This is a genomic window from Mesorhizobium sp. RCAM 05099 (genome assembly GCF_059683685.1).
In genome coordinates, this window is sequence record NZ_CM185035.1 from 1943525 (window position 1) to 1968179 (window position 24655).

Genomic DNA, 24655 nt, shown 5'->3' on the forward strand with positions numbered 1-24655 from the left:
TTCCTGGAGCTTGGCCGGCCACGCAACCTGCGGATCCAACCGGATATAGGCCACGCCCGGCAAGCCGGTCTTCACCTGCTGGATGTACTTACGCAGCAGGTCCGGTGAAATCTGCGCCTTGATCCGGAACATCAGCTTCAGGCGCTCTTCCTCGGTCTCGACCGTCTTTGGCGTGAACTGGGCGACGTCAGCGACGTAGATGGCCTTGGCAGGGATCACATATTGCGGGGCAGCGTCGAGCACGAGGCGGACCTCCGTGCCGATTGCCACACGGCCTGCCTGCGCCGTCGGCAGGAAGAAGGTCATGTAGACGTCGCCGAGATCGACGAGATTGAGCACGCGCCCACCGGCTGACAGGACTTCCCCAGGCTCCGCCACCCGGTACTGCACCCGTCCGTCGCGCGGAGACTTGAGCGTGGAATCGTCGATGTCGGCGTCGATGCTCTCGATCGCGGCCTGGGCCGCGTCGACCGCCGCCTTGGCGTCGATGACCTGAGCCTTTGCAGCGTTGATGGCGGCATCGCTTGCGGCTTGCTGAGCTTGTGCCGCCGCTACCGCAGCCTTTGCCCCCTGCGCGGTTGCCCGGTCGTTGTCGAGAACCTGCTGGGAAATGGTGTTGTTGGTGGCAAGCTGCTCGGTGCGCACCAGCGTGCGCTCGGCGGCATCCAATTGGGCTTCGCGCTGCGCGACGACCGCGGCCGCCGCCGTTCTTTCGGCTTCTCGCTGCGTTACCAGGCTATTGGCGGTCTCCACGCCGATCACAGCGCGTTGCAACTGCGCTTCGGCCTGACGGCGCTGGGCCTCCAGCTGCACCGTGTCCATGCGGGCAAGCACTTCGCCAGCTTTGACGAAATCGCCTTCATCGACAAGGATGTCCTTGATCCGGCCCGCCGCTTTCGTCGACACGTCGATCTCGACCGCTTCTATGCGGCCATTCCCGCTCGCGATGCCTTCCGGCAGATCGCCATCCTTGGATTTCTGCCATGCGTAGTAACCACCCGCGCCAAGAACGATCAGAAGGCCGGCGATCAGCCATGTCCGCCGAGAGTTCATCACCGCAGGACTCCCGTAGCACCTGCCGGCTTCGGAAAAACTCTTCCCGGATTCGGGGCCTGTTCCTCGACAAGGGCGCGCGCGATCTCGTTCCCCAGCCATCGCCGCAGTTGGGGCGAAGCGGATCTGATTTGTTCAAGGCTTGATGTGATATCGACCATGGCGAGGGACTCCGCTTGGGGTGGCTGATTTTCACGAAGCCAAAACAGAGAGCCGCCGCGACGGCCTTGATCCGCGTCAATCGTGGGGGGCCTGAACTGCCTGGGCGCGGACATCGTTCGCCGCGGCGCTTCGATGTTGCCTCAAGCCGGCCGATTTGAGCCATATCAAAGGCTCGCGGCCGATAAGGCCTAACTGTGGGTCTTCGACGGCGCCACGCACTCGTTGCCGTCGATCCAATCAAGGTTTGACCCGTGAAATTGCAGGCGTTTCTCCCTCTTGTCACATACCCTGACAGCAACTCGGATGCGATCGCATCAAACGCGACGGCGATTGCGGCATATTTGGGCGCTGAACTTCATGCCGAAGTTATCAGCGCCCATATCTCAAACGTCTCGACCGTCATGTCGCGGCTACTGCCCAAATTGCCGGAGCTCATCCGCGAGGCCGAAGCGGCGAGCCGCCGGCGCGGCGAGCACCTGCTTGAGAAGATTCGTGAAGAAGCCGCGAAGAAACCGGTGAAGCTGACGACCGGCGTGTCGTCGGCCGCGCTGTTGCTGACTGGCGAAGCCGCGGCGATGGAGGCACGGTATTTCGATATCTCGCTGCACGGATGGGAAACCGGCAACTCGACTTCACGGGCGACGGCGGAAGCCGTCATGTTCGGTTCCGGCCGTCCCGCCATCCTCTTGCCGGAGGCACTGACCATCGGAACGATCGGTCATGTTGCCATCGCCTGGGATGGGAGCCGCGTTGCGGCGCGCGCGGTCGCGGACGCAAAGCCCTTCCTTGAAAGGGCGTCCAGGATCACCGTGTTCACCATCGTCGACGAGAAGCCGCTTACGGAAGAAGATGGCGCCGAGCGCCTGGCCGGGGGGCTCAGGAGGAGAGGGCTGGCCGCCGAAGCGGCCGCCATCGACATTGAAGACCGCCCGGTCGGGATCGGCCTGCAGGTGCAGGCGCTTGAGCGCGGGGCCAGTCTGTTGGTGATGGGCGGTTATGGCCATTCTGTCATTCGCGACTTCGTGTTGGGTGGGGCAACCGAGGATGTGCTCGATGATCTCAGGCTGCCGGTGCTCTTCTCACACTGAACCGAGCGTGCTGACGCGCTGTTCATGGTCGTTTGTCGGTTTCCGTGGTCGATACATTGGCCTGCCTGCCGACGGCAGCTCCGCCGTGAGGCATGGAAGTTGCCCCTTTGTTGGGAAACCCGGTAGGCTCACTTACCTGCGAGACGGCGAGAGATGCCAAAGCTGAGACAGATGTCCGACATGAAACAGATACCCGACAGGAAGCAATTGAGATTGCTCGGTGTCCTGGCCGCGACGGCGATCTGCCTGTATGTCTGCTACCTGCTGGCTCTGCCGTTCTTGCCCGCACTGACCTGGGCGCTCGTGCTGGCAATCGTCCTTTATCCGGCCCATCGATGGGTCGAGGGACGGCTCGGAAATCGAACCCTGGCCGCACTCATATCGGTAAGCGTTGCGGCGGTTGCCGTGGGCTTGCCGCTGGTCTTCGTAGCGCAGCAGATTGTTCGAGAGGCGATAAACGGAGCCACCTATCTCGAGGGGGTCATTCGTGGTTGGAACGCGGATGGCTTCGTGTCGAACTACCCCACGCTTTCGGCCATTGTCGTTTGGATCGAGGACCGGCTCGATCCGGCCGGATCGGTCGCCGCGTTCGCACAATGGCTGACGGGACAAAGCACGTCGCTGTTGCGCGGTTCGATCAATCAGGTCGTGATGTTTGTCCTGACATTCTACCTGTTGTTCTATTTTCTGCGGGATCGCCAACAGGCCCTTCGAGGCGTCGAGAGCCTCTCACCCCTGGACGCGCCGGAGACGGCCTATATCTTGTCCCGCTTTGCCGAAACCGTACATGCGACCCTTCTCGGCACGGTGTTCGTCGCCGCCGTGCAGGGGACTCTGGGCGGCCTGATGTTCTGGTGGCTCGGCTTGCCCACTCCGGTCTTCTGGGGCTTGGTGATGGGACTTCTGGCCATCGTGCCTGTACTGGGCGCGTTCGTGATCTGGGTGCCGGCGGCTATCTATCTCGCGCTGGAGGGGGCTTGGGCCAGCGCCGTGACACTGGCCCTGTGGGGCGGCGTCATCGTCGCCGGCATCGATAATCTGCTCTATCCGATGCTTGTCGGGAACCGGTTGCGGCTCCACACGGTGGTAGCCTTCATTGGCGCGGTCGGCGGCGTCGTCCTGTTCGGAGCATCCGGGCTCGTCCTCGGCCCCGCGGCAATAGCCGTCGCCAGCAGCCTCATCGACATCCTCAAGAAGCGATTGAACGACCAACCCAAGACCGGGTCGGTCTCAGGAGGCGACACAGAGCTATCGCATTAGGCTGGAGCCGACTGAGCGCCCGTTGCATCCCAAGCTGCATGGAAGCGATGCGTGGGCGATGGCTTCACGGTCCTCGGAGCGGCGGAAGGAAAGGCCCTCGCTTGGAAGCAAGGCCTCGACGCGTTTTTTTATCCGGCGCACTGGCGAAGAACTTGTCCAGATAGGCCCTGTCTTCGGGCCTGCCCACGCAGGGTCGAAACAGATCGTTCGGCAGTCGCGCATGCCAGCCGTGGCGGCGCTTGATCGATGTCAATGACACCTGCTCTGTACGGCGCAAGACGTGAGCTGTCACCTACCGGGGAAGACGTCGAGCATCATGCGGCACATCAAGATTGCATTCTGGGGCCTGCTGGTGCTGCTGAGCATTCTATGGCTGGCTGCCGAACCTTCGGTATTCCAACCGGAGAGTTTCATGGCTCTTCGCGGTACAATGGTCCAGTACAGCGGTGTCATCGCCATGGGCGTGATGAGCGTCGCGATGGTCCTGGCGCTGCGTCCGCGCTGGCCGGAACGGTGGTTCGGCGGGTTGGACAAGATGTACCGCTTGCACAAGTGGCTCGGCATCGCGGCATTGGTTGTCTCCGTGGTGCACTGGTTCTGGAGCCAGGGGCCGAAATGGGCAGTCGGGTGGGGCTGGCTGGAGCGTCCGGCACGCGGCGAAAGGCCAGCGGTCGAAAACCCGGTCGAAGCCTTCTTCATGAGCTTGCGCGGTTCCGCGGAAGGGCTGGGCGAATGGGTATTTTATGCCGCCGTGCTGCTGATCGCCTTGGCGCTGATCAAGTATTTTCCCTACCGGCTCTTCTACAAGACACACCGCCTTCTCGCTGTCGCCTATCTTGTGTTGGTTTTCCACGCGATCGTGCTGACCGAGTTCCGCTACTGGACCTCGCCGATTGGCGTGGTGATGGCGCTGCTCCCGGCGGCGGGCACCTATGCGGCGGCGATCGTGCTGCTCCGTCGCGTCGGCGCCAGCCGGAAGGTTCAGGGCAGGATCGCCTCGCTTCACTACTATCCTGGCGTACGAGCTCTCGAGACCGAGATCGAGGTGCCGCACGGATGGCCCGGCCACAGGCCCGGTCAGTTCGCCTTCGCGACATCGGACAGCTCCGAAGGCGCGCACCCCTACACCATCGCCTCGGACTGGAACGACAAGGATCGCAGGATCACCTTTGTTACCAAGGAACTGGGAGACCACACCGGCCGGTTGCGCGAAAAGCTGCACATCGGGCAAGATGTAAAGATCGAGGGGCCATATGGCTGTTTCGACTTCGACAACGGCCAGCCCCGACAAATCTGGATCGGTGGCGGCATCGGCATCACGCCGTTCATTGCCGGCATGAAGCACATCGCGCTGGAGCGGCATGCGAAGCCGGATCGGCCCTCACTGGCGATCGACCTGTTTCATACGACCGCCGACTATGACGAGACAGCCATCGCCAAGCTGAAAGCAGACGCCGAGGCCGCGAACATCCGCCTGCATGTCCTAGTCGACACTCGCGACGGGCTCCTGACTGGCGACCGCATCCGGGCCGAAGTGCCGGAATGGCACGCGGCCAGCATCTGGTTCTGCGGTCCCGCGGGCTTCGGCGAGGCGCTGCGCAAGGATTTTGCCGCGCGCGGGTTGCCCGTGGAGGAACGGTTTCATCAGGAACTGTTCGCCATGAGATAAGGGTGATCGCAAGCTTCTCTCCGGCAGAAGCGGCATTCTTGACGGTCTGCCAGGGAGGAGGGGCTGTTCGCATACCGCACTCACGACCATCCAACCGTCGGTGACCTGACCGCCGCAGGGACGCATTTTTGCGGTGGATCAAAGCCCGACTCGTCCATAGCGACTAGGAATGTTGCGAACGGTGGCCGTTTGGCCCTACGGCAACGGAGGCGAAATCCAATGAAGCTTATGGCAACCCTCTGTCTGGCGACCTATCCAGATGCGAACTCCCCGGCCATTGCCGCGAACTCGGTTGCCGTCGTGAAGCAGCTTGACGGGACGCTTCATGCAATCGCCGTCAACGTCGATATTCCCGACGTCTCGAACGCGCTGTCACGCTATTTGCTCGATCTCCCCAGCAAGATCCGGGAGGTCGAGGCGACCAGCCGCAACAATGGCAAGACCTTGCTGGAGGCCGTGGCCAAGGAGGCCTCACAAGGCGCGGTGGCCCTGACCACGCAAGAGATCGCGGCGGCGCCGGCCCTGATGGGCGATGTTGCCGCAAACCAGTGCCGCTACTTCGATCTCTGTCTTGTCGGCCTCTCACCTGACAATCCGGCGGCGCGCATGACCGCCGAGGCCATACTGTTCGGTGCGGGCCGGCCGACGCTCCTTCTTCCCGACGCAACGGATGCCGGTGTGCTTGGCCATGTCGTCATCGCCTGGGACGGCAGCCGCGTGGCGGCGCGGGCCGTCGCCGACGCACGGCCGTTCCTGGAGCGGGCCTCGAGGGTAACCATCGTCAGCGCGACCGACGAAAAGCCGCTGCCTGGAAAGGATATCGGCGAACGCCTTGCCGAGGGCCTGAGGATGCGCGGGCTGACGGCCGATGCCGCGTCGATCCAGGCCGGCGATCGTCCGATCGGCGTTGCTCTCCAGGAGCATGCCCTCAAGATCGGCGGCAAGCTGCTCGTCATGGGTGGATATGGCCACTCGCGGGTCAGGGACTTCGTGCTCGGCGGCGCCACGGAGGGTGTCCTCGCCGACCTGCGCCTGCCTGTCCTGCTGTCGCATTAGGGATCGGTGGCATGAATCCTATTCTACGCTGCCACGGCGCCGCCCACGGCGTTACCGGCTCTTGTTATGAGATCGAAACGCCGCGCGCGCGCATTCTCGTCGACTGCGGCCTCTTCCAGGGGTCGAAGTCCGAGCGGGCGTTGAACTATGGCGCGTTCCCGTTCCCGCCGGAGGCGATTGACGCGGTCATCCTGACGCATGCGCATATCGACCACAGCGGACTTCTGCCGAAACTGGTCAAGCAGGGTTTTTCTGGTCCGATCCATACGACCAGGGCCACGATCGATCTTTGCTCGGTCATGCTGCCGGATGCCGCCCATATCCAGGAGACGGAGGTGGAACATCTGAACCGTCGCAACGCGCAACGCGGGCTGCCGCTGGTCGAGCCGATCTACAGGCTCCAGGATGCCGCCGCATGCATGACCTTGTTCCGGGCCCTGGAATATGGCGAATGGACCGCCGTCGCCGAGGGCTTTCGCGCCCGCTTCTGGAACGCCGGCCATCTGCTCGGTTCCGCCTCGGTCGAGCTTGAGATCGATCTCGATCCTCAGGACACACCGATGCGCCTGTTGTTTTCAGGCGATATTGGACCCGGGCACAAGCTGCTGCAAACCGATCCGGAGGGTCCGGCTGGTGTCGACTATCTCGTCTGCGAATCGACCTATGGCGACCGGGACCGCCCGGATGTCTCGCCGGAACAGCGGCGATCCATGCTCGGCGATGTGGTGCGCGGCGCCGCCGAAGCGAGCGGCCCCCTTATCGTTCCCTCCTTCGCCGTCGAGCGGACACAGGAATTGCTGGTAGACCTCTACCAGCTCATGAAGGCCGGAGAGGTGCCGACAGCCACGGTCTTCGTCGACTCGCCGCTGGCGACCCGCGCCAGCGCGATATTCGAGCGGCATGCCGACGACATCGAACAGGGCGACGTTCTGCGTCAGGCTCTCGTTTCACCCCAACTGCGCTTCACCGAAACCGTGGAACAAAGCAAGGCGATCAACCGCCTGACCGGCTTCTTCGTGGTGATCGCCGCCAGCGGCATGTGCGACGCGGGACGCATTCGTCATCATCTCAAGGCAAATCTTTGGCGCAGGAACGCCACGGTTATGATGGCCGGGTACCAGGCCAAGGGGTCGCTTGGCAGGATCCTGCTCGACGGCGCGCGGCGGGTGCGCATTCAGGGCGAGGAGGTCGAGGTCAAGGCACGTATCAGCCTATTCGACCTTTATTCCGGCCACGCGGACGCCGGCGAACTGGTCGCTTGGGTCAAGGCCCGAAGTCCGGTGAGGCAGGCGGTGTTCCTGACGCATGGCGAGGAAGCTGGACTCGGTGGCCTGCGCGCAGGGCTCGCAGGGTTGATCCCCGACGACAGGGTCATTACGCCGGGGCTGGACGATGCTTTCCAATTGACACCCGGAGGCTGTTTGCCGATCGACGTCAATGAGCCGCGCCGCCTGAAGCCGGAGAAGATTGCCCGCCTTGACTGGCACAATGATCTCTCAAAGCTTCTCCTCGACGTCACCGAGGTGGTCAATGCCGCGGCCGACGACCGAGGTCGCGCCGCCGTCATCAGACGAATGCGGCGCGCGCTTGAAACCGACGGTCAGTAGAGGCTGCTCGAACATGAACCGATTGGCGCGCGAATCATCGGCCTCAGTCGCGGCCCAGAAGCTTGCCGCTGGCAAGCCAGAAGGGCGGCAAGCAGAGCGGGATGGCGGACAGCAGCAGGATATCCTCCTTCACCGGGATGCCGATCCGCTCGGCGACAAACCGGCGGCGCGCCTCGAACCGCTGCGCCAGCGCCGGATGACGCCGTGTGATTTCGGCACGCAGATCGGCATCGGCGAAGGTCACCGCATCCTCGCAATTGAGCGTCCATCCATCGGGCATCGGCACGGGTATGATGTCGACCTGGAACGGCATGCCGGAGACGATGCGTTCGGTCGAACCGGGACGGATCGGCGAGTTCATCCACTCGTCGAGACCGACGAGATGGCCGGGATTGAGGGCTGGGCGCAACTTGCCACGTGCCAGGCTCGAAATCACCGCCTCATGGATCGCGCCGCCCTCGGCACCAATGCCAGCCGCCTCGTACCAGGCGATCAGGCCGCGGAAATAGGCCTTGGCCACCTCCAGAAATATGTCGTCATGCTCGGCGATCAGGCCGCCTCGGGCGGTCAGCCCGCCCCAGTAGCCGACCGCCGTGGTGGCGCCGTCACCACGCTTCGGCACCCGGGCCGTAGGACTGCGCAAGCCCATCACCTGGCCGGACACATCGTTGGTCGCGAGCATCGGATGGCAGTTCATGGGCTCGCCGGCATAACCCATGCGCGAGGCCGCCATCATCTCGGTGTCGCCGAGCGTGAATCCGCTCAGGATACGCCACACGGCCATTGAAGAGCGGGCCGCACCCCATTCGGCCTCGGCGATTTGATCGGCATCGACGACGGCGCGCAGCCCGTCGGTCTGGTGCATCAGTACCGGCGTCGCGTCGGTGATCGACGACGCGGGCACGATCGAAGCGATCGCGTCGACGATGAAGGCCGGCACGAGGAACGTCGGTCGCTGCGCGGACCATTCTTGCCTCTCGAGATATTTCCAGCCCACCAGGCCGACACTGTCGCCTGGCGTGATGCCAGCCTCGCGCAGCACGGCCACGAGGTCCGGCTTCTGCATGCGGTCCTGCGCCATCAGGCTCAGGGACTGCGCCAGCATGGTGATGATCCCAGGCAGTCCGGCGATAGGCGTATAGCCGAGATTCTCGTTGCCGGTGACGACGATGCGCTGGCCCGATTTGCCGAGCAGCAGGATTGCCTCCTCGAAACGCGGCTCGAAACCGGTCAGGAAGGCGATATTGGCGGCATGCTCGCGATCGGCATAGACGGCGAGCCAGTCCGTGCCGACGCGCTCAAGCGCCTTGACGCAACGTGCCTCGTAGGTCGCGGCCGGAATGGCGGGACGCTCGACAGGGATGCCGAAGTCGGGGATGTCGACGGTGCGAAGGCTGATGGTCATCATGTCTCTCGATCTGTCAGGGAATGCGGATTTCGGCCGAAGCCGACAGTCAATTGGATATGCCGGCGACGGATGCCGTCCTATTCATCGGCAAGAAAGCCGATGCTCGCGGGTAGCACGCTGCAGGTGACCTTGCCACCGGCGGCGATGTCGCGAGCCGCCGTCGAGGATGCCAGGACCAGGAGTTCCTGGCCGTCCGGGGTGGATACGGTCACGCGCTCGGACGAGCCGACGAAGGACACGTCGGCGACAACAGCGGGAAAGGCGATGGCCCCAGGCCGCGGCTCGCCAATGGCGATGTCTTCCGGCCGCATCCAGACCGTGAGCACCGATCGGCCGTGCCGTGACGCATCGTATCCCGCGGGCATCGGCGCCCGGCTCCCGAACAGCTCGATCCCGCCATCAACAGCACGCGCCGAAACGATGTTGTTGCCGCCGAGGAAGCCCGCGACGAAGCGCGAGGCGGGCGCGCGGTATATGTCGCGTGGGGTGCCGACCTGGACGATTGCGCCATTATGGAAGACGGCTATGCGGTCCGACATGGCGTAAGCTTCCTCCTGGTCATGGGTAACATAGACGAAAGTCACGCCGGTTTGCCGATGCAACCGCTTGAGTTCGCGTTGCATGGTGTCGCGCAACGTACGGTCGAGCGCCGACAGCGGTTCGTCGAGCAGCAGTATCTTCGGCCCGAAGGCCAGCGCGCGGCCGATCGCCACGCGCTGCTGCTGACCGCCCGACAGTTCGCGCGGCTTGCGCGCGGCCAGCGTGTCGAGGCCTACAAGGGTCAGGATCTCTTCCACCCTCGCGGCGATCCTGGCCTTGTCCCATTTGCGGACCCGCAAGGGGAAGGCGATGTTGTCCGCGACGTTCAGGTGGGGAAACAGCGCGTAGCCCTGAAAGACCAGCCCGAAATTCCTCTCCTCCGGGTCGACGCGCGTGATGTCGACGCCATCCAGCAGGATGGCGCCTTCGTCCGGCTTGGTGAACCCGGCGACCGACATCAGCAGCGTCGTCTTGCCCGACCCCGAAGGGCCGAGCAGGGTCACGAACTCCCCCGCCTCGATCGACAGGTCGATACCGTCGAGCGCGACGGCGGAGCCGTAGGTCTTGCGGAGGTTCCGGACGTCGAGAAAGGACATTCAGATCGGATCCCGGGCGAGTGGACCCGTCGAGCAGTGAATGCCACCCCCGTTCAGCTCGATGCATTCATAGTCCAGCGTCAAGATCTCGATGCCGGCGGCATCGAGCCGGTCAGCCAATCGCGGCGAGCGTGTGGCGTGCATGACGACCCTTCCGGGGGCGATCGCCGTGCAGTTCAAAGAGAAGGCGTTGTCCTCCGGCGGCAACTCGATCAGCTTCATGCCGCGCTTGTTCAGATAGTCGATGAAGACATAGGGCAACTCGTTGATGTTGATGATCGCCGTCTCCCGGTCGATCATCATGAAGCTGCCGTCAATGTGGATGCGATAGCCGGGCATCGGCACCTTGATCAGCTCGACGCCCAGACTGTTGAGGATCATCTCGACCTGTCGCACGCCCTCGGCGTTGCAGGCGACGGAGACGGAACAGACGGCCGTCTTGTCGTCGAGGAGCGCGAACCCGCCGCCTTCGAACACCGCCTCGCCATGCAGCGTGCCGAGGATCGGGCAGCCGGCCTTGGCTAGCGCTTGGGTGACCATCAATTCCTCGCCGCGGCGCGCGCGGCGGGCAAGCCGGGTGACGATCGCGCCGCCCTTCACGCCGATGACGCTGTCGCGGCAGAAGGTCGACTTGAGGGCGCCGGGCGCAGCCTTCTCGGTGAGAATGACGTCGACGCCCTCGGACCGCAACAGCTTGGTGAAGGCATCATGGGCGGCCTGCATTGCGGCGAGATCCGGCGGCGTCTTGCCCATGAAGTACCAGCCCTTTTCCGGATCGCCGAAGCCGCCGATCTCGGGCATCGGCTTGTTCTTGTCGACGACATTGATCTCGTCGCCCGGCCGGTGCATCAGCACGGCGCGCAGCTTGCCGACATCATTGCTGCAACCCCAGGGGCGCCCCCAGACGCGGGTCTGCTCTTCCGGGTCGTGGAAAGCCGGCGTTGGGACGGAACCGAAGGTCTGGAAGAACTTGGCCTCGCGGTATTCGTGCTCGCTCATTGCGGCGCTGTGGGCAGTCATTTCTTCGATTTCCTTTCTGAAACAAGCGAAGCTGTTGAAGGTCGTGTCATGACCGGCGCTGGGCAATTCGGTCCCAGATGGTCATGCGCAGGATGAGGCCGACGATGGTGACCGCCAGCATGACGGTAGCGATCGCGGCCAGCGCGGGGTCGACGGCATCGGCGATGCTCGTCCAGATCTTGCGCGGCAGGGTGACGATGCCCCGGCTGGTGATGAACAACGTCACCGTGATCTCGTCCCAGGAGACGATGAAGGCGAGGATAGCTCCGGCAACCGTGCCCGGCACGATGTTGGGCAGGATGACGCGGCCGAAGATCGTCGCCGGGCGCGCGCCGAGCGAGCGGGCCGCCTGAACCAGCCTCGGATCGAGGTTCGACAGCGAAGCGCCTATCGCCAGGACCGCGAGCGGCATCGCGAGGATCACATGGACGATCGAGACACCAAGCCATGTGTCGAGAAGCCCCAGTTTCGACCACAGGCGCACCATGCCGACTGCGTAGATGATCGGCGGCACGATCAGCGGCGAAAGCAGAATGACGCGCAGAATCGACGGCCAGCGCCCGACATAGACCCAGGCCCCTATGGCAAAGGCCGCCGAAACGGTCGTCGCTATGACGCTTGAGGCCACGGCGATGCCGAGGCTCGTGAGTATGCTCGGCATCCAGCCCGCGCGCCAATTGGCCAGGGTCGCGAAATGATCGAATGAAATGCCGTTGTTGGGCAGGGACAGATAGTCCCGGTCGGTCAACGCCACGGGAATGACGACGAGCACGGGAACGAACAGGAAGGCGAGCAGCAGCCAGGCGAAGAGCTTCGGCAGCGCGCGTTCGAGCATATGGCGCGCTCGCGGCGTCATTTGTGGCCACCTTCGAAGGCAGAGCGCAACGCCGGGCTGCGCATGGCCAGTGCGACAAGGATGCCGACGACGAGCAGGAGCATCGTCGACAGGGCCGTCGCCACGCCCCAGCGCAGCGTCGAGGATATCTGCACGGAGATGTATTCGGCGACCATCAGCACCCTGCCGGCGCCCAGGATCGCCGGCGTGACGAGGAAGCCGAGCGAGAAGATGACGATGAACAGGCCGGCGATGGCCAGGCCGGGCATGCTGAGCGGCACCCAGACACGAAAGAAGATGGTGACCGGGCGCGCGCCAAGCGATCGCGCCGCCTGGATGATCCTGAGATCGATCTCCGACAGGTTCGCGTAGAGCAGCATGATGGCGAAGGGCATCATGTAATGCACCATGCCCACGACCACGCCGAACTGGTTGTAGACAAGGTCGAGAGGCTCGCTGACGGCGCCACTGGCGACGAGGGCCGAATTGAGCACGCCATTGCGGCGCAGGATGGTGATCCAGGCAAAGGCGCGCACCAGCACCGATATCCAGAACGGCACCATGACCATGAACAGCGCGACGCGGCGTGTCGCCGGCGGCATATGAACCAGCGCGAAGGCGACCGCATAGCTCATGACGATCGTAAGCACTGTCGTCACCGCCGCGATGAAGACGGTCGTGCGCACGACACGGCCGATCGCGGCGTTCTGAAACAGAGCCACATAATTGCCGACGCCGAGGGTCGGCTCGGTGAAACTGAGCGCCAGCACCTGAAGGATGGGCAGCACGTAGAGACACAGGGTCAAAAGCGCTGCCGGCACCGTCAGGCAGAAGGCCCAACGCTGGAATGACGTCATGATGTTTCGAACCACCACCGGCCGTCGGCCGGTGGTGGTTTCCGATGGTTAGCGTGAGATGAAGTCGAGGAACTTGTTTTGCAGTTCGGCCTCGTTGTCGGCATAGTATTGCGCCGAGACCGGCAGACCCGTCTTGGCGTTCTCGGGGGCCAGCGAATAGACCGCCTTGTCCTCATCGGTCATCAGCGCCAACGCCTTCGGGTTCGACGGGCCGTTGCCCATGAGGCGCAACAGCGTCACCTGGCCTTCCGGGTCCATCGACGAATTGATGAAGTCGAAGACCTTCTTGCCGGCGGGATTGCCCTTCGGCACCGACCAGGCGCTGGCGAACATCAGGTTCTGGTTCCAGGTCCAGGTGTAGTTCGGGTTCTCCTTGCGCAGCAGGTTGGCGCGCGTATGCCAGATATTGCCCATCACCACCTCTCCGTCGCGGAAGAGTTGCTGGCTCTGCGCGCCCGAGTCCCAGAAAATCAGATTGGGCAGCAGCGGTTCGAGCTTCTTGAAGGCGCGGTCGACGTCGAGCGGATATATCTCTTCCGGCTTGACGCCATCGGCGAGCAGTACGGCTTCGAGCTGCCCCTGGATCCACTTGCACATGGTGCGCTTGCCGGGAAACTTCTCAAGATCGAAGAAGTCGTTCCAGCTTGAAGGGGGAGTGGCTCCCACCTTCTTGGCGTCATAGGCCAACACGTTGGAGTAGGTGTAGTTGCAGATACCGAACTCGGCCGCGAGACCCTCGCCGACAAGAGACTTGTCGACGATGGAATAGTCAATCGGCTCGAGATAACCGCCTTTGCCGAGCACGACGGCGTCCGTCATGCCGCCATCCGTGGCATCCCAGGTGACATTCTTGGAATCGACCATGGCGCGGATCGCGCCGGTCGCCGGGCCGGTGCCGTCAATGACGACGTCAATGCCGGACTTGGCCTTGAACGGCGCGCCATAGGCCTTCTGAAAGGCTTCGAGGGCAGCGCCGCCCCAGTTGCAGACGACGATTTCCGACACCTCGGCGGAAGCCCGGCCCGGCTTGAACGCGACTGCGATGCCAAGCCCGGCCATGGCGGTCATGAAGCCTCGGCGGTCGATCTTCCCAGTTCTGAATTTATCAAGCGCAATCAACGCTGCGTCTTGACCAAAGCGATTGATGGACATGTTTGTTCCCCTTTCACGTCCGCGGAAGCGGCTAACTCTCTTGCTCTTCCTCCCTGGCCGACACCGGCAGCCCATCAGGGCTTCCAGAGTCGGTATGCGCTATCGAACGTCCTGACGGACGGCCGTGTGGCGGTGCCACCGAACTGCGTATGACGAGTTCGACACCGACCCTTTCGATCACCGTTTCGGATTTCCTGCCGGCGATGAAATCGAGCAGCATGTTGACGCCGCGCGTACCGAACTCGGCCGCCGACTGACGCACCGTGGTCAGCGCCGGCGCGAGCAGGTCCGCGTTGTGGATATCGTCGAAGCTGACGAGCGAAACGTCGTCCGGAATGCGGATGCCGGCCTGCCGCGCGGCCCGCATGGCGCCGGTGGCTAGCATGTCGCCGAAGGTGAAGATCGCGGTGGGCGGCTCGTCCTGCTCCAGAAGGTCGAGAAACGCGATCGAGGCTGGCGCCTCCTCGTATTCGCAGAACCTCAGCAGCGCGGGATCGGCATCGAGACCGGCCTCCGCGAGCGCCCGCTTGAAACCGTCGAGACGTTCGGTGGTGCTGAGAAGCCCTCTTGGCCCTCCGATAGCGGCGATGCGGGTGTGGCCGCGCGATATCAGATGGCGTGTCGCCGAGGAGGCCGCCATGGACGTTGTCGGCGAACAGGCGCGGCGCCTTCGCGCCGGGCACGTCCTCGTCGAGAAGCACGACGCTTCCGGTCTCGTTGATCCGCCGCAAAAGCCGCCCGTCATCATGATGGTTGGTGAGCAGCAGGATGCCGTCGACCTGTCGGTCCTCGATGCGCGACAGGAAGGAGACTTCCTTCTCCGCCAGGTTCCGGCTGTTGAACATCAGGAGATTGTAGCCATGCCTCGCGGCCTCGGCTTCCGACGCGCTGGCGATCTCGGCAAACAGCGGATAGGCGATGTCGGCGGTGATGAGACCGAGTGTCTCGCTCCTGCCGCTGCTGAGCCTGCGGGCGATCGCATTGGGACGGTAGCCGAGGCGCATCGCCGCCTGCTCGATGCGGCCCGCCGTCGGCTCGGGCAGGCTGATCAGCCCGTTGAGATGACGGGAAACGGACGTGACGGACACGCCGGCTGCCCGGGCGACGTCGCGAATGGTGACTTTCAATCTTCCCGACAAGCGGCCGAACTCCCGCGAGACATGTGCAGATAACCGGTTAAGTAAACCGGTTTCATAAACGGCCCAAAAAAATCTCGCGCGCCTTCCGCAACAGAGCGGGAGCGAATGACGGCGGCGCTCACGAGAGGTCTCCGGCCCGGAAGAATTCCTGATGATCGCGCTTCAAGCCCACCTGATCCAGATCGGCATTTCGGATGTGCGCCGCCATGAGCCGTGCGGCCTCGCCCATATTGCCGGCCCGGACCTGGTCGAAAATGGCACGGTGCTCGGCTATGATCGAGCGGATATGATCCGGCTTCATGCCGATCAGGAACTGGACGCGCATCATGTCGGCCGAAACGTGCTGGCACGCCGTCCACGCCCGAGGATGCGCGAAAGCGCCAAGCAGGCCTGCATGGAAGGCCATGTCGGCGCGGTGCAGGGCGCCCATGTCGTCGCCGTGGAGGAGGCGCTCTTGCGCCCGAAGCGACAGTTCGATCTCATCCAGCAGGGCCGGATCGGGCCTGACGCCGCTGTTGGCAATGACCGCACTTTCGAGCGTGGCGCGAATGAACACCGCCTCGCGGACGCGCGCCATGTCGATCAGCGAGACGCGGGTGCCGGTTTGGGGTGAAATCTCGATCAGACCCTCGTCGAAAAGCCGCGTGAAAGCCTCATGCACAGGGGTGCGACTGATGCCGAGCGACTGAGCGACATCCGTCTCCGAAAAACTGGCACCGGGCGCGACGCGCGCGGTGATGATCGCCTCACGCAGCTCGACATAAGCCTTGGACGAGATCCTGTTCCGACGCTCGTTCTGATCTGCAAGGAGTGAGGTGCCAAGGTTCAGCATGGCAGTATGCTGGCATTCAGGGTCATTTCGAGTCAAGCACATTCTTTGTGCAGCTGCGAGATCAGCTCAATTTTCGGCCAGCCTTCCAGGCCGGACTAGGCCAGGAAGTCTGCGACCCTCTTCGAGCGCCGTAATGACGGCGGCAATAGACGCCGCGGCGCCCTGCGGTGTAGGCAGGCCGGCACGATGAGGCGTCATTCGGATGCGTTCGTGCCGCCAGAACCAGTGCTCGGGCGGCAGGGGCTCGACGGCAAAGACGTCCAGCCATGCGGCGCCGAGCCGACCCCGGTCGAGAGCGGCACGTAGCGCCTCCTCGTCGAGGTGATCGCCGCGGCCGAGATTTACGACATAAGCACCGTGTGCGAGGCGGGAAAAAAGCCGGTCCGACAGGATGCCCTTCGTTTCCTGCCTCGAGGGCAGGAGATTGACCACCACGTCGGCGCCGTCGACGCAAGCGCCGAGCCCGTCGTCGCCATGCAGGCAAGCGACGCCTTCAATCCGACGCGGGGTTCTCGACCAGGCAGACACCGTGAAGCCGGCGGCCGAAAGCCCTCGCGCGACATGCAGGCCGAGCGGACCCAGCCCAAGGACAGCCGTCCGCAGCGACCCGCGTGTCCGGTTCTGGCGATCAGGCGGGCGCCACAGGCGAGCACGCTGGTCGGCTCTGGTGACGACGTCGTCATTCAGGCGCGCCAAGACCGCATGCATCGCATAGTCCAGCAGTTGCTCGGCCTGACCTTGGTCCTGCAGGCGCGCGATCGGGAGGTTGGCCGGGATGCGGGGGTCATCGAGAAGCTGATCAGTTCCCGCACCGAAACAGAAGATGGCACGCAGCGACGGCGGCAGCGCGATCATGTCCTTCGGCAGATGCCAGGCGACCAGAAGATCGTAATCCGCGCCGACCGCCAGATCCGGCCAGCGTACGAAGTCTGCCGACGGAAGAGCGTCGCGCAAGGCGCGCTCGAAGGGGACGCTGTAGGCAAGCGGATCGGCGATGACGATCCGCATGGGTCAATGCCTGTCGATGGGCATTCCCGCAAGCCGGCGCAGCGCCAGCCATTCCAGTTCCGCGGCGCCGTCCGGGTCCGCTTCATACTGCCGGGCGGTGCGCTCGCACACTTCCTTGCTCGGCAGGCGGATGGGACGCCCGCTGCCCATGGCGGAAAGCTGGATGCGACACGCCTGCTCGAGGTTGTACATCAGGGCGAAAGCCTCCCCGACGGATCGCCCGACGGTCAACAGCCCGTGGTTTCTCAGGATCATGGCACGATTGGCGCCGAGATCGGCGACCAGGCGCTCCTGTTCCCCGGGGTCGAGCGCGATGCCCTCGAACTCATGATAACCGACCTGTCCGTAGAAGAGCAGCGACGTCTGGTTCAGCGGCAGGAGTCCTTCCTCGAGGCAACTGACCGCAACACCTGCGACGGTATGCGTATGCATGACGCAGACCGCATCCGGGCGGGCGGCGTGGACCGCTGTATGAATGACGATACCCGCCGTGTTGATCGGCACCTGCTGGCCGCGCATCTGCTGGCCATGGTGATCGATCACCGCCAGCGATTCCGGCGTCACCTCTGCAAAGAGATCGCCGTAGCGGTTGATCAGCAGGAGTTCCGGCTCTTCGGGCAGACGCGCGGATATGTGCGTGTGGATGATGTCGTCCATCCCGAACCGGGCGATCAGCCGATAAGCCGCCGCCAGATCCTCGCGCATGGCCATTTCAGCTGTCGATATCATACCGGATCGCCCTTTTCGTTGACCCCCGGCGCATACTTGAATTCCTGTATGCAGTCAACAAACCGAACGGGCTGGCAGACGGCAATTGGCCGGACTATGGCGGCGCATCGCTGCGCCGAGCGATCGGGTCGCGGCGCTTCGAACTGACGTCGGTTCAGCTGCTGATCTCAGGAAGGCTCACAAACCGCGGTCATCGCGGCCAACTTGTTGGCTATCGCAGCCATGCCTCAACCGCCCCCTCGACGGTATGGGACCGTATAAGGGCACTGGAGACAGCAATAGCTGAGGGACAGCTAAGGTGGCCCCGATGCGGGTGAGGCGCCTAAGTTTTTGATTTCAATGAATGAAATTTGGTAGCGGGAGAGCGCTACCGCCTTTCCCCCCACTCGTCGAACTGTCAGTTCTGGCTCCTTTGCTACGGCTGATTGAGGCGAGTATCTAATGGGGAATTTTCCGGACGCCCTTCCTGTTGCTTCCCAATGCCGGTCGTTGTACGTCCGCGGCGCGCACTTTCTGATCTGATGAGCAACAAAGTTTAGCGGCGTCAACGAAACTAATATTCGTGGCGGCCCCTGCTGGATATGACAAGCAATTGAAGGAATGTCGGGCCTAGACCGCCATTCCTTCCAGGACCATCATGTGACATCTGAGGGCGAGTATTTCGCTCTGCCACGGGTCGTAAGGTCATTGTCGTAGCAGTTGTGAAACGAGTCCTCAGCATTCCGGGTTGCGGCTGTGGCGGCGCTGTCGCTAACTGTTGGTGCTTCGCATCGTTTCGAACAGGAACCAAACGCGCTTCTCGCCCTCGTCGATCCAATTCTCCAGCAGGCTGGCGGTGGCCACGTCGCGATGTTCGTCGCAGAGGTCGTGCATCGAGCGCATGCTGCCAACAAGGGTTGCATTGTCCTCGCGCAGTTCTGCGAGCATCTCGAGCGGGTGGACGAAATCGGCGTCGTTGTCCTGGACCCGCTGCCGGCGGGAAATGTCTCCGATCGACCTAATGGTGCCGGCGCCGAGAGCGCGTACTCGCTCCGCCAGCGGATCGGTCATTGCAATGATTTCGGCGCCCTGGTGGTCTAGCAGGCGATGATAGTCGCGGAAATGCGGACCCGACATATGCCAGTGGAAATTCTTCGTCTTTAGATAGAGCGCAAAGATGTCGGCGAGCAGCACCGTTGCGGCAGCACCGATATCCTTCGTTGCATCCGCACCGAGATCAGTCGGCGTCTTAAGGTCGTACGCTATACGCGATCTAACTGGTTGTGCTCATGGGACGGTTCCTTGTTGAGAGGCGGACATCCGGGCTCACTTCGGAGAGGGTTCGCTGGAAGGGGCCAGGAAACTGAGGGCGACCAGCGCCGGAGGCACGACGAAGCACCAGGTCGGTGAGGCGATGAAAGCAAGTGCTGCGGCCGCGCAGCCAATTGCAAAGCACACAAGGCTGGTGGCCGATCGCTTCAGCCGCCCCTTGACCTCGCTCGCGCGCTCAGTTGCCGTGCCGGATATGAGTTCGGCGAGATCCATCATGACCTGCGTCGTCGTGCCGGTCATCAGCGTCGTTGGCGGTAGCTTGGAAAGGTGTGCTCGATGCAACCCGTTCTGGAGTGCCATGGCCGTTACGAGGATCATGCCGATGGCGATGGCGGCCGGGGCATCGCCGCTCAAGACGGGGCCGTTCACGACCGCGGCAATTGCTGCAATCGTGAACAGCACAAGCTTCAGGGAGAGGAGCGTGACGATCGCTTTGCGTTCCTTGAGCTTGAGGCGAAGGGACAGCACGCTCGACAGCAGGATGACAATGCAGAAGACCGGCAGAGCCAGAAGCTTCCCGATAACTCCTGTTGTTCCGAAGACGAGCGCGGCGCCAAGTGTCACGAAGTTCCCCGTAACATGGGCAGTGAAGAGGCCGGCAAAGGCCAGGAAGCCCATCGTGTCGACGTAACCGCCGTTAAGACTGAGGATTACGCCGAGTGACGGTCTAGTCATGACCGACAACTGGCGAAGTCGTTTCCAGCGACAAGACAACGGCGGTATTGCTGTTCATAAATGGCTCCTGGATCAGACGGCCCAACAACTGCAGCCTAGAGCGCCGAAAAAGCCTTTGAGGTCGGCCACCGGCAGCTTCGAAGTCCACGCTCCGGCATGATCGTGGCCATGCAGCCCGCATGTGGATGAACAGCCGCAGGAGGTGATCGCGGTCCTTCGCAGTGAGTGCCGCCCGGCGCCGTCCGTCTCGCCCCAGGCGCCATAGCCTCCGAAGGTGCGGACCGGTGACCAGTCCGGCATCGCGGGCGGCATTGCGGTCTCGTCGAGAGCGGCGAAATCACCCGCGCCAAACACCACCTTGCCGCCAACAATGGTGAGTTCCGACGTGAGAAAGGAAATCTCTTCCTCGTCACAGGCGAAGAAGTCCTTTTCGGGGACAATGAGATCGGCGTGATGGCCCTTTTCGATCCGGCCTCTTCTGCCCACGTCGTTCAGGAACCAGGTAACGTTCTCGGTCCACATGCGAAGTGCCGTCTCGCGGTCGAGACAGTTTCGGCGCGGATATATACGCATGCCGCCGACCGTGCGCCCAGTGATCATCCAGGCGAGCGAGACCCAGGGATTGTAGGAGGCGACGCGAGTGGCATCTGTGCCGGCCGAAACGCGGACACCTCTCTCCAGCATCTTTGCGATCGGTGGTGTCGCCTCGGCAGCGCCCTGGCCATAGCGTTCGACGAAATATTCGCCCTGATAGGCCATGCGATGCTGCACGGCGATGCCGCCACCCAGGGCCGCGACGCGGTCGATCGATTCGTCGGAAATCGTCTCGGCGTGGTCGAAGAACCAGTTCAGGCCCTCGAGCGGAATATCCTGGTCGACCTTCTCGAAAACGTCGAGCGCCCGGCTGATAGTTTCGTCATATGTGGCATGCAACCGCCACGGCCACCGGTTTTGTGCAAGGATGCGGACAACCTCCTCCAGGTCGCCTTCCATTTCCGGCGACATGTCTGGGCGCTGCTCGCGGAAATCCTCGAAATCGGCCGCCGAGAAGACGAGCATCTCGCCCGCGCCGTTATGGCGGAAATAGTCCGTCCCCTGTTTGTATTTGACTGCCGAGGTCCATTTGAGGAAGTCGTCCTTCTCCTCTTTCGGCTTTTGCGTGAACAGATTGTATGCAAGCCGGATGGTCATTTGGTCATCGTCGGCAAGCTTCTGGATTACTGCGTAGTCGCCCGGATAGTTCTGGAATCCGCCGCCGGCGTCGATGACGCCGGTCACGCCGAGACGGTTAAGTTCGCGCATGAAATGACGGGTGGAATTGACCTGATATTCGAAGGGCAGTTTCGGACCCTTAGCAAGCGTCGCGTAGAGGATGCCGGCGTTCGGCTTGGCAAGCAGCAGGCCGATCGGATTGCCGGCCGCGTCACGGGCGATCTCGCCGCCAGGTGGATTCGGCGTGGCCTTGGTGTAGCCGACGGCACGAAGCGCGGCGGCATTGAGCAAAGCGCGGTCGTAAAGATGGAGAATAAACACCGGCGTGTCGGGGGCGGTGGCGTTGAGTTCCTCGATGGTAGGCAGGCGCTTTTCAGCGAACTGATGTTCGGTAAACCCGCCGATGACCCGCACCCACTGCGGCGGCGGAGTGATATCGACTTGCCTCTTCAACATCGACATGGCGTCGGCCAGCGAGCGAACACCGTCCCAGCGCAGCTCCATATTGAAGTTCAGGCCACCGCGAACGACGTGAGTATGGTTGTCGATCAGCCCGGGCAACACGCGCTTGCCTCTCAGATCGACAACTTTGGTGCTGGCGCCAGCCAATGCCACGATGTCATGGTCGTGGCCGACAGCCAGGATTTTGCCGTCCTTGATGGCCACGGCGCTCGCCGTCGGATTGGAGCGGTCAAGTGTGGTGATCAGCCCATGATGCAGGATCAGGTCTGCCTTAGTGCCTTCAACCATGGTTCGTTGCCTCGCAGATTTTGGAATTCAGCTCTGTATGCTCTTTTCAGAGCGCCGGGCTTCCGCGTCGGACGGCAAGCAGCCTTGCGGCAAATGTCCGAATACATGCGGACGTACCTGATGCAGCCATGAAAGTGCTGCTGGTTCGCTGCGCCACATATTCCTGACAAGCGGTGGAAGCTGTTCCCCGACGAGGATGCCAAGAAGGCCGACAAGCGCGATGATCGGCGGTGCGGGGGAACGGACATTCAACAGTCCATAGATAACGCCCACGAGAAGGCCGGCGGCAACCGAGATGACATAGGGTTTCATGTGGCGCTCCGGGAGAACGGAAGGGATTGCCTGGCGGCGCCGGCGACTTCGCCTGCGCCAGTGCCGACGATTCAGCCCTTGTGCGCGCCGAGCATCGTCTTGGCATAGATGACGCCGAGCCCGTAGGAGCCGCCGAACTTCTTGGCGATGCCGGTCGTCAGCTCGTAAGTGGCTCCGCGTGCCCAGTCGCGCTGCAGCTCCAGCAGATACTGCAGCGATGTCATCGGCCGCACGCCGGCCTGGATCATCCGCTGCATGGCGCGCTCGTGTGCTTCGTCGGAGACATCGCCGCAGGCGTCTGCAATCACATAGACTTCGAAACCCTGATCGAGCGCGGAAAGCGATGGGCCGACGATACAGACACTGGTCCACAAGCCGCACAGGACGAGGCGTTTCTTGCCTATCTCATTGACTTGGCTGATCACGGCGGCGTCCTCCCAGGTGTTCATGGAGGTGCGGTCAAGTAGCGGCTGGCCGGGAAAGGCAGCTGTGATCTCGTCGAACATCGGTCCCGAGAAGGTCTTCTCGGCGACGGTGGTCAGGATCGTCGAAACGCCGAAGCCGGCGGCGGCATGGGCGACCAGCGCGGCGTTGTTACGTAAGAGGACGGCATCGATCGACTTGGTGGCAAAGGACATTTGCGACTGGAAATCGATCATGATCAGCGTGTGGTCCCTCGGCGAAATCAGCTCGGAGCCGGGTGTGGGAGTGGCATTTGTCGACATGGTCGTCCTCGTTTGGGATGGATTGACGTTCGTGCGGAGCCCGGCCGAAAGACTATTCTGCGCCTGCGTTCATTTCTCACAGCGAGCGCCGGGAAGCCTCGTTTCCGTGGGTCGAAGCTGATCACGTCGGCGAGTTCAAGGCTTGTAGGAAGCGCGTGTGCCTTTGACGTTTCTCGCAGGATTGTTGGCAGGTTCTTCGGCGGGATCGACGCATACGCTGAGCGCCGACAGACGGGTCAGGTCAGGATGTCGATCATGCTTGAGACGTCAAAATACCCGGCGCTTTGTACAAGCCGCGAACTCCAGTGCGTGGTCAAAGGATGCTCTCGTGAGCAGCGAAAGCGCCGAGATGGCTGAAGAGTAATTCACCGCAAGCCCCTCTCGTTATCGCGCAAGTTGGTTGAGAGAGGAAGGATCGATGACGACAGTCCGGACCTCATGCGCACCTGAAGGTAGCTGGTTCCGTTCGTTCTCTCTAATGATTGGCGTTGGCCTGTGCGCCAGCCAGCTCACCGCATGCATCACAGCTTTTCCTCGCGATAGTGTCCCAGAGCAATTTGCATCGGCGGCCGAGCCGCCCGGCTATCAGCACGACATCCGGCTCTGGGGCGATTCCTACGCCAGTTATCCAGCCGAACGACTTGTCCGGTTCCACGATGAGAGACTGAAAGCGTCAAAGGCTGATCCCACTATGAACTTGAGAGAGCTCAACGCCCTTACGCTATCTGGCGGTGGGAGCAGCGGCGCTTTCGGGGCGGGAATTCTAGCTGGCTGGGCGAAAGCCGGGACCAGGCCAAAGTTCGACATTGTGACCGGGATCAGCGCAGGCGCGCTCATTGCACCCTTTGCCTTCCTGGGGCCGGCCTATGACGGCGAGCTCAAGGATGGGTTCACCGAGGTCAGCGAGGCTAATATTTATACCAGGCACAGTTTGCTCGGAGCTCTCACAAGCGGCTCGTTCACCAGCAATGCCCCGCTGGCCAAGATGCTCGACGAACACATCACCGACAAGATGCTTGCGGAGATCGCCAGCGAGTACGCCAAGGGACGCCGACTGTTCATTGGCACAACCAATCTCGATGCCGACCGCGCTGTCATCTGGGACATGGGGGCCATCGCGGCGAGCGGGCGGCCGGATCGCAAGCAACTGTTTGACGAGGTCATCCTCGCCTCAACGTCCATTCCCGGCATCTTTCCACCGGTCAACTTGAAAGTGACCGCGGCCGGCAAGACCTATCACGAGATGCATGTGGACGGCGGGACCGCCAACGAGGTCTTCCTCATGCCGGCCGGGCTGACTCTCGGCGCGCTCGACAAGACCTTCCACACCAAGGTCAAGGCGCGACTTTATGTAATCCGCAACGGCCGAACCACTCCGGAGTACAGCTCGGTCAAGGTAAGTCTACCCGATATAGCCGAAAAGGCGGTCTCGTCGCTGATCAAGACGCAGGGCATCGGCGACCTCTACAGGCTCTATGCAGACGCCGAACGTGACGGGATCGACTTCAACGCCATAGACATCCCGCCGGACTTCACCGTTGAGGCGAAGAGCCCGTTCGACAACAGGTTCATGCGCGCACTCTATGCGAAGGGTTACGAAATGGGTCGCAACGGCGTCCCGTGGAAAAAAACGCCGCCTGGATTTTTGCGATGAGCGTG

The 24655-nt window shown here is 62.7% G+C and carries 21 protein-coding genes and 2 pseudogenes; 6 read left to right on the plus strand and 17 right to left on the minus strand.

The window, feature by feature from the left end; translation table 11 throughout:
• Positions 1-3: 3 nt before the first annotated feature.
• Positions 4-1053: pseudogene (locus tag AC56QQ_RS09550) on the minus strand (HlyD family secretion protein); the annotation flags it as partial.
• Positions 1054-1466: 413 nt separating this feature from the next.
• Here AC56QQ_RS09550 and AC56QQ_RS09555 point away from each other — a divergent pair.
• The 5 genes from AC56QQ_RS09555 to AC56QQ_RS09575 all read left to right on the plus strand — a co-directional run bounded on the left by AC56QQ_RS09555 (position 1467) and on the right by AC56QQ_RS09575 (position 7895).
• Positions 1467-2303: a universal stress protein gene (locus tag AC56QQ_RS09555; RefSeq protein ID WP_497126645.1), complete on the plus strand. Its 837-nt coding sequence runs from the start codon at positions 1467-1469 to the stop codon at positions 2301-2303.
• Positions 2304-2474: 171 nt separating this feature from the next.
• Positions 2475-3563, plus strand: coding sequence for an AI-2E family transporter (locus AC56QQ_RS09560; RefSeq protein ID WP_497126647.1), 1089 nt, complete (start codon positions 2475-2477; stop codon positions 3561-3563).
• A 316-nt stretch (positions 3564-3879) separates the two neighbouring features.
• Positions 3880-5232, plus strand: coding sequence for a ferredoxin reductase family protein (locus tag AC56QQ_RS09565; protein WP_497126649.1), 1353 nt, complete (start codon positions 3880-3882; stop codon positions 5230-5232).
• A 219-nt stretch (positions 5233-5451) separates the two neighbouring features.
• Entirely contained in the window at positions 5452-6288 is an 837-nt protein-coding gene (locus AC56QQ_RS09570) for a universal stress protein (RefSeq protein WP_497126651.1), read from the plus strand.
• An 11-nt stretch (positions 6289-6299) separates the two neighbouring features.
• Entirely contained in the window at positions 6300-7895 is a 1596-nt protein-coding gene (locus tag AC56QQ_RS09575; RefSeq protein WP_497126653.1) for an MBL fold metallo-hydrolase, read from the plus strand.
• Positions 7896-7938: 43 nt separating this feature from the next.
• Here the strand turns inward: AC56QQ_RS09575 and AC56QQ_RS09580 are convergent, their stop codons facing one another.
• The 16 genes and pseudogenes from AC56QQ_RS09580 to AC56QQ_RS09655 all read right to left on the minus strand — a co-directional run bounded on the left by AC56QQ_RS09580 (position 7939) and on the right by AC56QQ_RS09655 (position 22996).
• The gene (locus tag AC56QQ_RS09580; protein ID WP_497126655.1) at positions 7939-9300 is read right to left on the minus strand and encodes a Xaa-Pro aminopeptidase; all 1362 of its coding nucleotides are present in this window, start codon (positions 9298-9300) and stop codon (positions 7939-7941) included.
• Positions 9301-9380: 80 nt separating this feature from the next.
• Positions 9381-10439 carry an ABC transporter ATP-binding protein gene (locus tag AC56QQ_RS09585; protein WP_489862978.1) on the minus strand — a complete coding sequence of 353 codons (1059 nt, stop codon included), beginning with the start codon at positions 10437-10439 and terminating at the stop codon, positions 9381-9383.
• Positions 10440-11459, minus strand: coding sequence for a dimethylarginine dimethylaminohydrolase family protein (locus AC56QQ_RS09590; protein ID WP_497126657.1), 1020 nt, complete (start codon positions 11457-11459; stop codon positions 10440-10442).
• A gap of 46 nt (positions 11460-11505) precedes the next feature.
• Positions 11506-12315 (minus strand): ABC transporter permease, encoded by an 810-nt coding sequence (locus tag AC56QQ_RS09595; RefSeq protein WP_489862976.1) that lies wholly within the window; start codon positions 12313-12315, stop codon positions 11506-11508.
• Positions 12312-13151 (minus strand): ABC transporter permease, encoded by an 840-nt coding sequence (locus tag AC56QQ_RS09600; RefSeq protein WP_497126659.1) that lies wholly within the window; start codon positions 13149-13151, stop codon positions 12312-12314. Before AC56QQ_RS09600 ends, AC56QQ_RS09595 begins: the two co-directional genes overlap by 4 nt.
• 48 nt (positions 13152-13199) lie before the next feature.
• The gene (locus AC56QQ_RS09605) at positions 13200-14219 is read right to left on the minus strand and encodes an ABC transporter substrate-binding protein (protein WP_497126661.1); all 1020 of its coding nucleotides are present in this window, start codon (positions 14217-14219) and stop codon (positions 13200-13202) included.
• A gap of 115 nt (positions 14220-14334) precedes the next feature.
• Positions 14335-14943, minus strand: coding sequence for a substrate-binding domain-containing protein (locus tag AC56QQ_RS09610; RefSeq protein WP_497126663.1), 609 nt, complete (start codon positions 14941-14943; stop codon positions 14335-14337).
• A gap of 64 nt (positions 14944-15007) precedes the next feature.
• A pseudogene (locus tag AC56QQ_RS09615) lies at positions 15008-15391 on the minus strand (LacI family DNA-binding transcriptional regulator); the annotation flags it as partial.
• A 169-nt stretch (positions 15392-15560) separates the two neighbouring features.
• A complete protein-coding gene (locus tag AC56QQ_RS09620; protein ID WP_497126665.1) occupies positions 15561-16274 on the minus strand; it encodes a GntR family transcriptional regulator in 714 nt (237 codons plus the stop codon).
• Positions 16275-16340: 66 nt separating this feature from the next.
• Entirely contained in the window at positions 16341-17282 is a 942-nt protein-coding gene (locus tag AC56QQ_RS09625) for a 2-hydroxyacid dehydrogenase (protein WP_497126667.1), read from the minus strand.
• Between the two features lie 3 nt (positions 17283-17285).
• On the minus strand, positions 17286-17987 hold the full coding sequence (locus tag AC56QQ_RS09630) for a class II aldolase/adducin family protein (protein ID WP_489862970.1): 702 nt from the start codon (positions 17985-17987) through the stop codon (positions 17286-17288).
• Between the two features lie 774 nt (positions 17988-18761).
• Entirely contained in the window at positions 18762-19184 is a 423-nt protein-coding gene (locus tag AC56QQ_RS09635; protein WP_497126669.1) for a Dps family protein, read from the minus strand.
• A gap of 132 nt (positions 19185-19316) precedes the next feature.
• On the minus strand, positions 19317-19997 hold the full coding sequence (locus AC56QQ_RS09640) for a YoaK family protein (protein WP_497128920.1): 681 nt from the start codon (positions 19995-19997) through the stop codon (positions 19317-19319).
• A gap of 72 nt (positions 19998-20069) precedes the next feature.
• On the minus strand, positions 20070-21959 hold the full coding sequence (locus AC56QQ_RS09645) for an amidohydrolase (protein ID WP_497126671.1): 1890 nt from the start codon (positions 21957-21959) through the stop codon (positions 20070-20072).
• 27 nt (positions 21960-21986) lie between these two features.
• Positions 21987-22271, minus strand: coding sequence for a XapX domain-containing protein (locus AC56QQ_RS09650; RefSeq protein WP_497126673.1), 285 nt, complete (start codon positions 22269-22271; stop codon positions 21987-21989).
• Between the two features lie 71 nt (positions 22272-22342).
• The gene (locus tag AC56QQ_RS09655; RefSeq protein ID WP_497126675.1) at positions 22343-22996 is read right to left on the minus strand and encodes a hydrolase; all 654 of its coding nucleotides are present in this window, start codon (positions 22994-22996) and stop codon (positions 22343-22345) included.
• Positions 22997-23414: 418 nt separating this feature from the next.
• On the opposite strand from AC56QQ_RS09655, the gene AC56QQ_RS09660 reads away from it, so the two are divergent.
• Positions 23415-24650, plus strand: coding sequence for a patatin-like phospholipase family protein (locus AC56QQ_RS09660; RefSeq protein WP_497126677.1), 1236 nt, complete (start codon positions 23415-23417; stop codon positions 24648-24650).
• The last annotated feature ends 5 nt before the right edge of the window (positions 24651-24655 follow it).

Excerpts from the sequence above, each read along its gene's own strand:
- AC56QQ_RS09560 (WP_497126647.1), top strand. The coding sequence starts at position 2,475 with ATGTCCGACATGAAACAGATACCCGACAGGAAGCAATTGAGATTGCTC.
- AC56QQ_RS09565 (WP_497126649.1), top strand. The coding sequence starts at position 3,880 with ATGCGGCACATCAAGATTGCATTCTGGGGCCTGCTGGTGCTGCTGAGC.
- AC56QQ_RS09570 (WP_497126651.1), top strand. The coding sequence starts at position 5,452 with ATGAAGCTTATGGCAACCCTCTGTCTGGCGACCTATCCAGATGCGAAC.
- AC56QQ_RS09575 (WP_497126653.1), top strand. The coding sequence starts at position 6,300 with ATGAATCCTATTCTACGCTGCCACGGCGCCGCCCACGGCGTTACCGGC.
- AC56QQ_RS09580 (WP_497126655.1), bottom strand. The coding sequence starts at position 9,300 with ATGACCATCAGCCTTCGCACCGTCGACATCCCCGACTTCGGCATCCCT.
- AC56QQ_RS09585 (WP_489862978.1), bottom strand. The coding sequence starts at position 10,439 with ATGTCCTTTCTCGACGTCCGGAACCTCCGCAAGACCTACGGCTCCGCC.
- AC56QQ_RS09590 (WP_497126657.1), bottom strand. The coding sequence starts at position 11,459 with ATGACTGCCCACAGCGCCGCAATGAGCGAGCACGAATACCGCGAGGCC.
- AC56QQ_RS09595 (WP_489862976.1), bottom strand. The coding sequence starts at position 12,315 with ATGACGCCGCGAGCGCGCCATATGCTCGAACGCGCGCTGCCGAAGCTC.
- AC56QQ_RS09600 (WP_497126659.1), bottom strand. The coding sequence starts at position 13,151 with ATGACGTCATTCCAGCGTTGGGCCTTCTGCCTGACGGTGCCGGCAGCG.
- AC56QQ_RS09605 (WP_497126661.1), bottom strand. The coding sequence starts at position 14,219 with ATGACCGCCATGGCCGGGCTTGGCATCGCAGTCGCGTTCAAGCCGGGC.
- AC56QQ_RS09610 (WP_497126663.1), bottom strand. The coding sequence starts at position 14,943 with ATGGCGGCCTCCTCGGCGACACGCCATCTGATATCGCGCGGCCACACC.
- AC56QQ_RS09620 (WP_497126665.1), bottom strand. The coding sequence starts at position 16,274 with ATGCTGAACCTTGGCACCTCACTCCTTGCAGATCAGAACGAGCGTCGG.
- AC56QQ_RS09625 (WP_497126667.1), bottom strand. The coding sequence starts at position 17,282 with ATGCGGATCGTCATCGCCGATCCGCTTGCCTACAGCGTCCCCTTCGAG.
- AC56QQ_RS09630 (WP_489862970.1), bottom strand. The coding sequence starts at position 17,987 with ATGCGCGAGGATCTGGCGGCGGCTTATCGGCTGATCGCCCGGTTCGGG.
- AC56QQ_RS09640 (WP_497128920.1), bottom strand. The coding sequence starts at position 19,997 with ATGACTAGACCGTCACTCGGCGTAATCCTCAGTCTTAACGGCGGTTAC.
- AC56QQ_RS09645 (WP_497126671.1), bottom strand. The coding sequence starts at position 21,959 with ATGGTTGAAGGCACTAAGGCAGACCTGATCCTGCATCATGGGCTGATC.
- AC56QQ_RS09650 (WP_497126673.1), bottom strand. The coding sequence starts at position 22,271 with ATGAAACCCTATGTCATCTCGGTTGCCGCCGGCCTTCTCGTGGGCGTT.
- AC56QQ_RS09655 (WP_497126675.1), bottom strand. The coding sequence starts at position 22,996 with ATGTCGACAAATGCCACTCCCACACCCGGCTCCGAGCTGATTTCGCCG.
- AC56QQ_RS09660 (WP_497126677.1), top strand. The coding sequence starts at position 23,415 with ATGACGACAGTCCGGACCTCATGCGCACCTGAAGGTAGCTGGTTCCGT.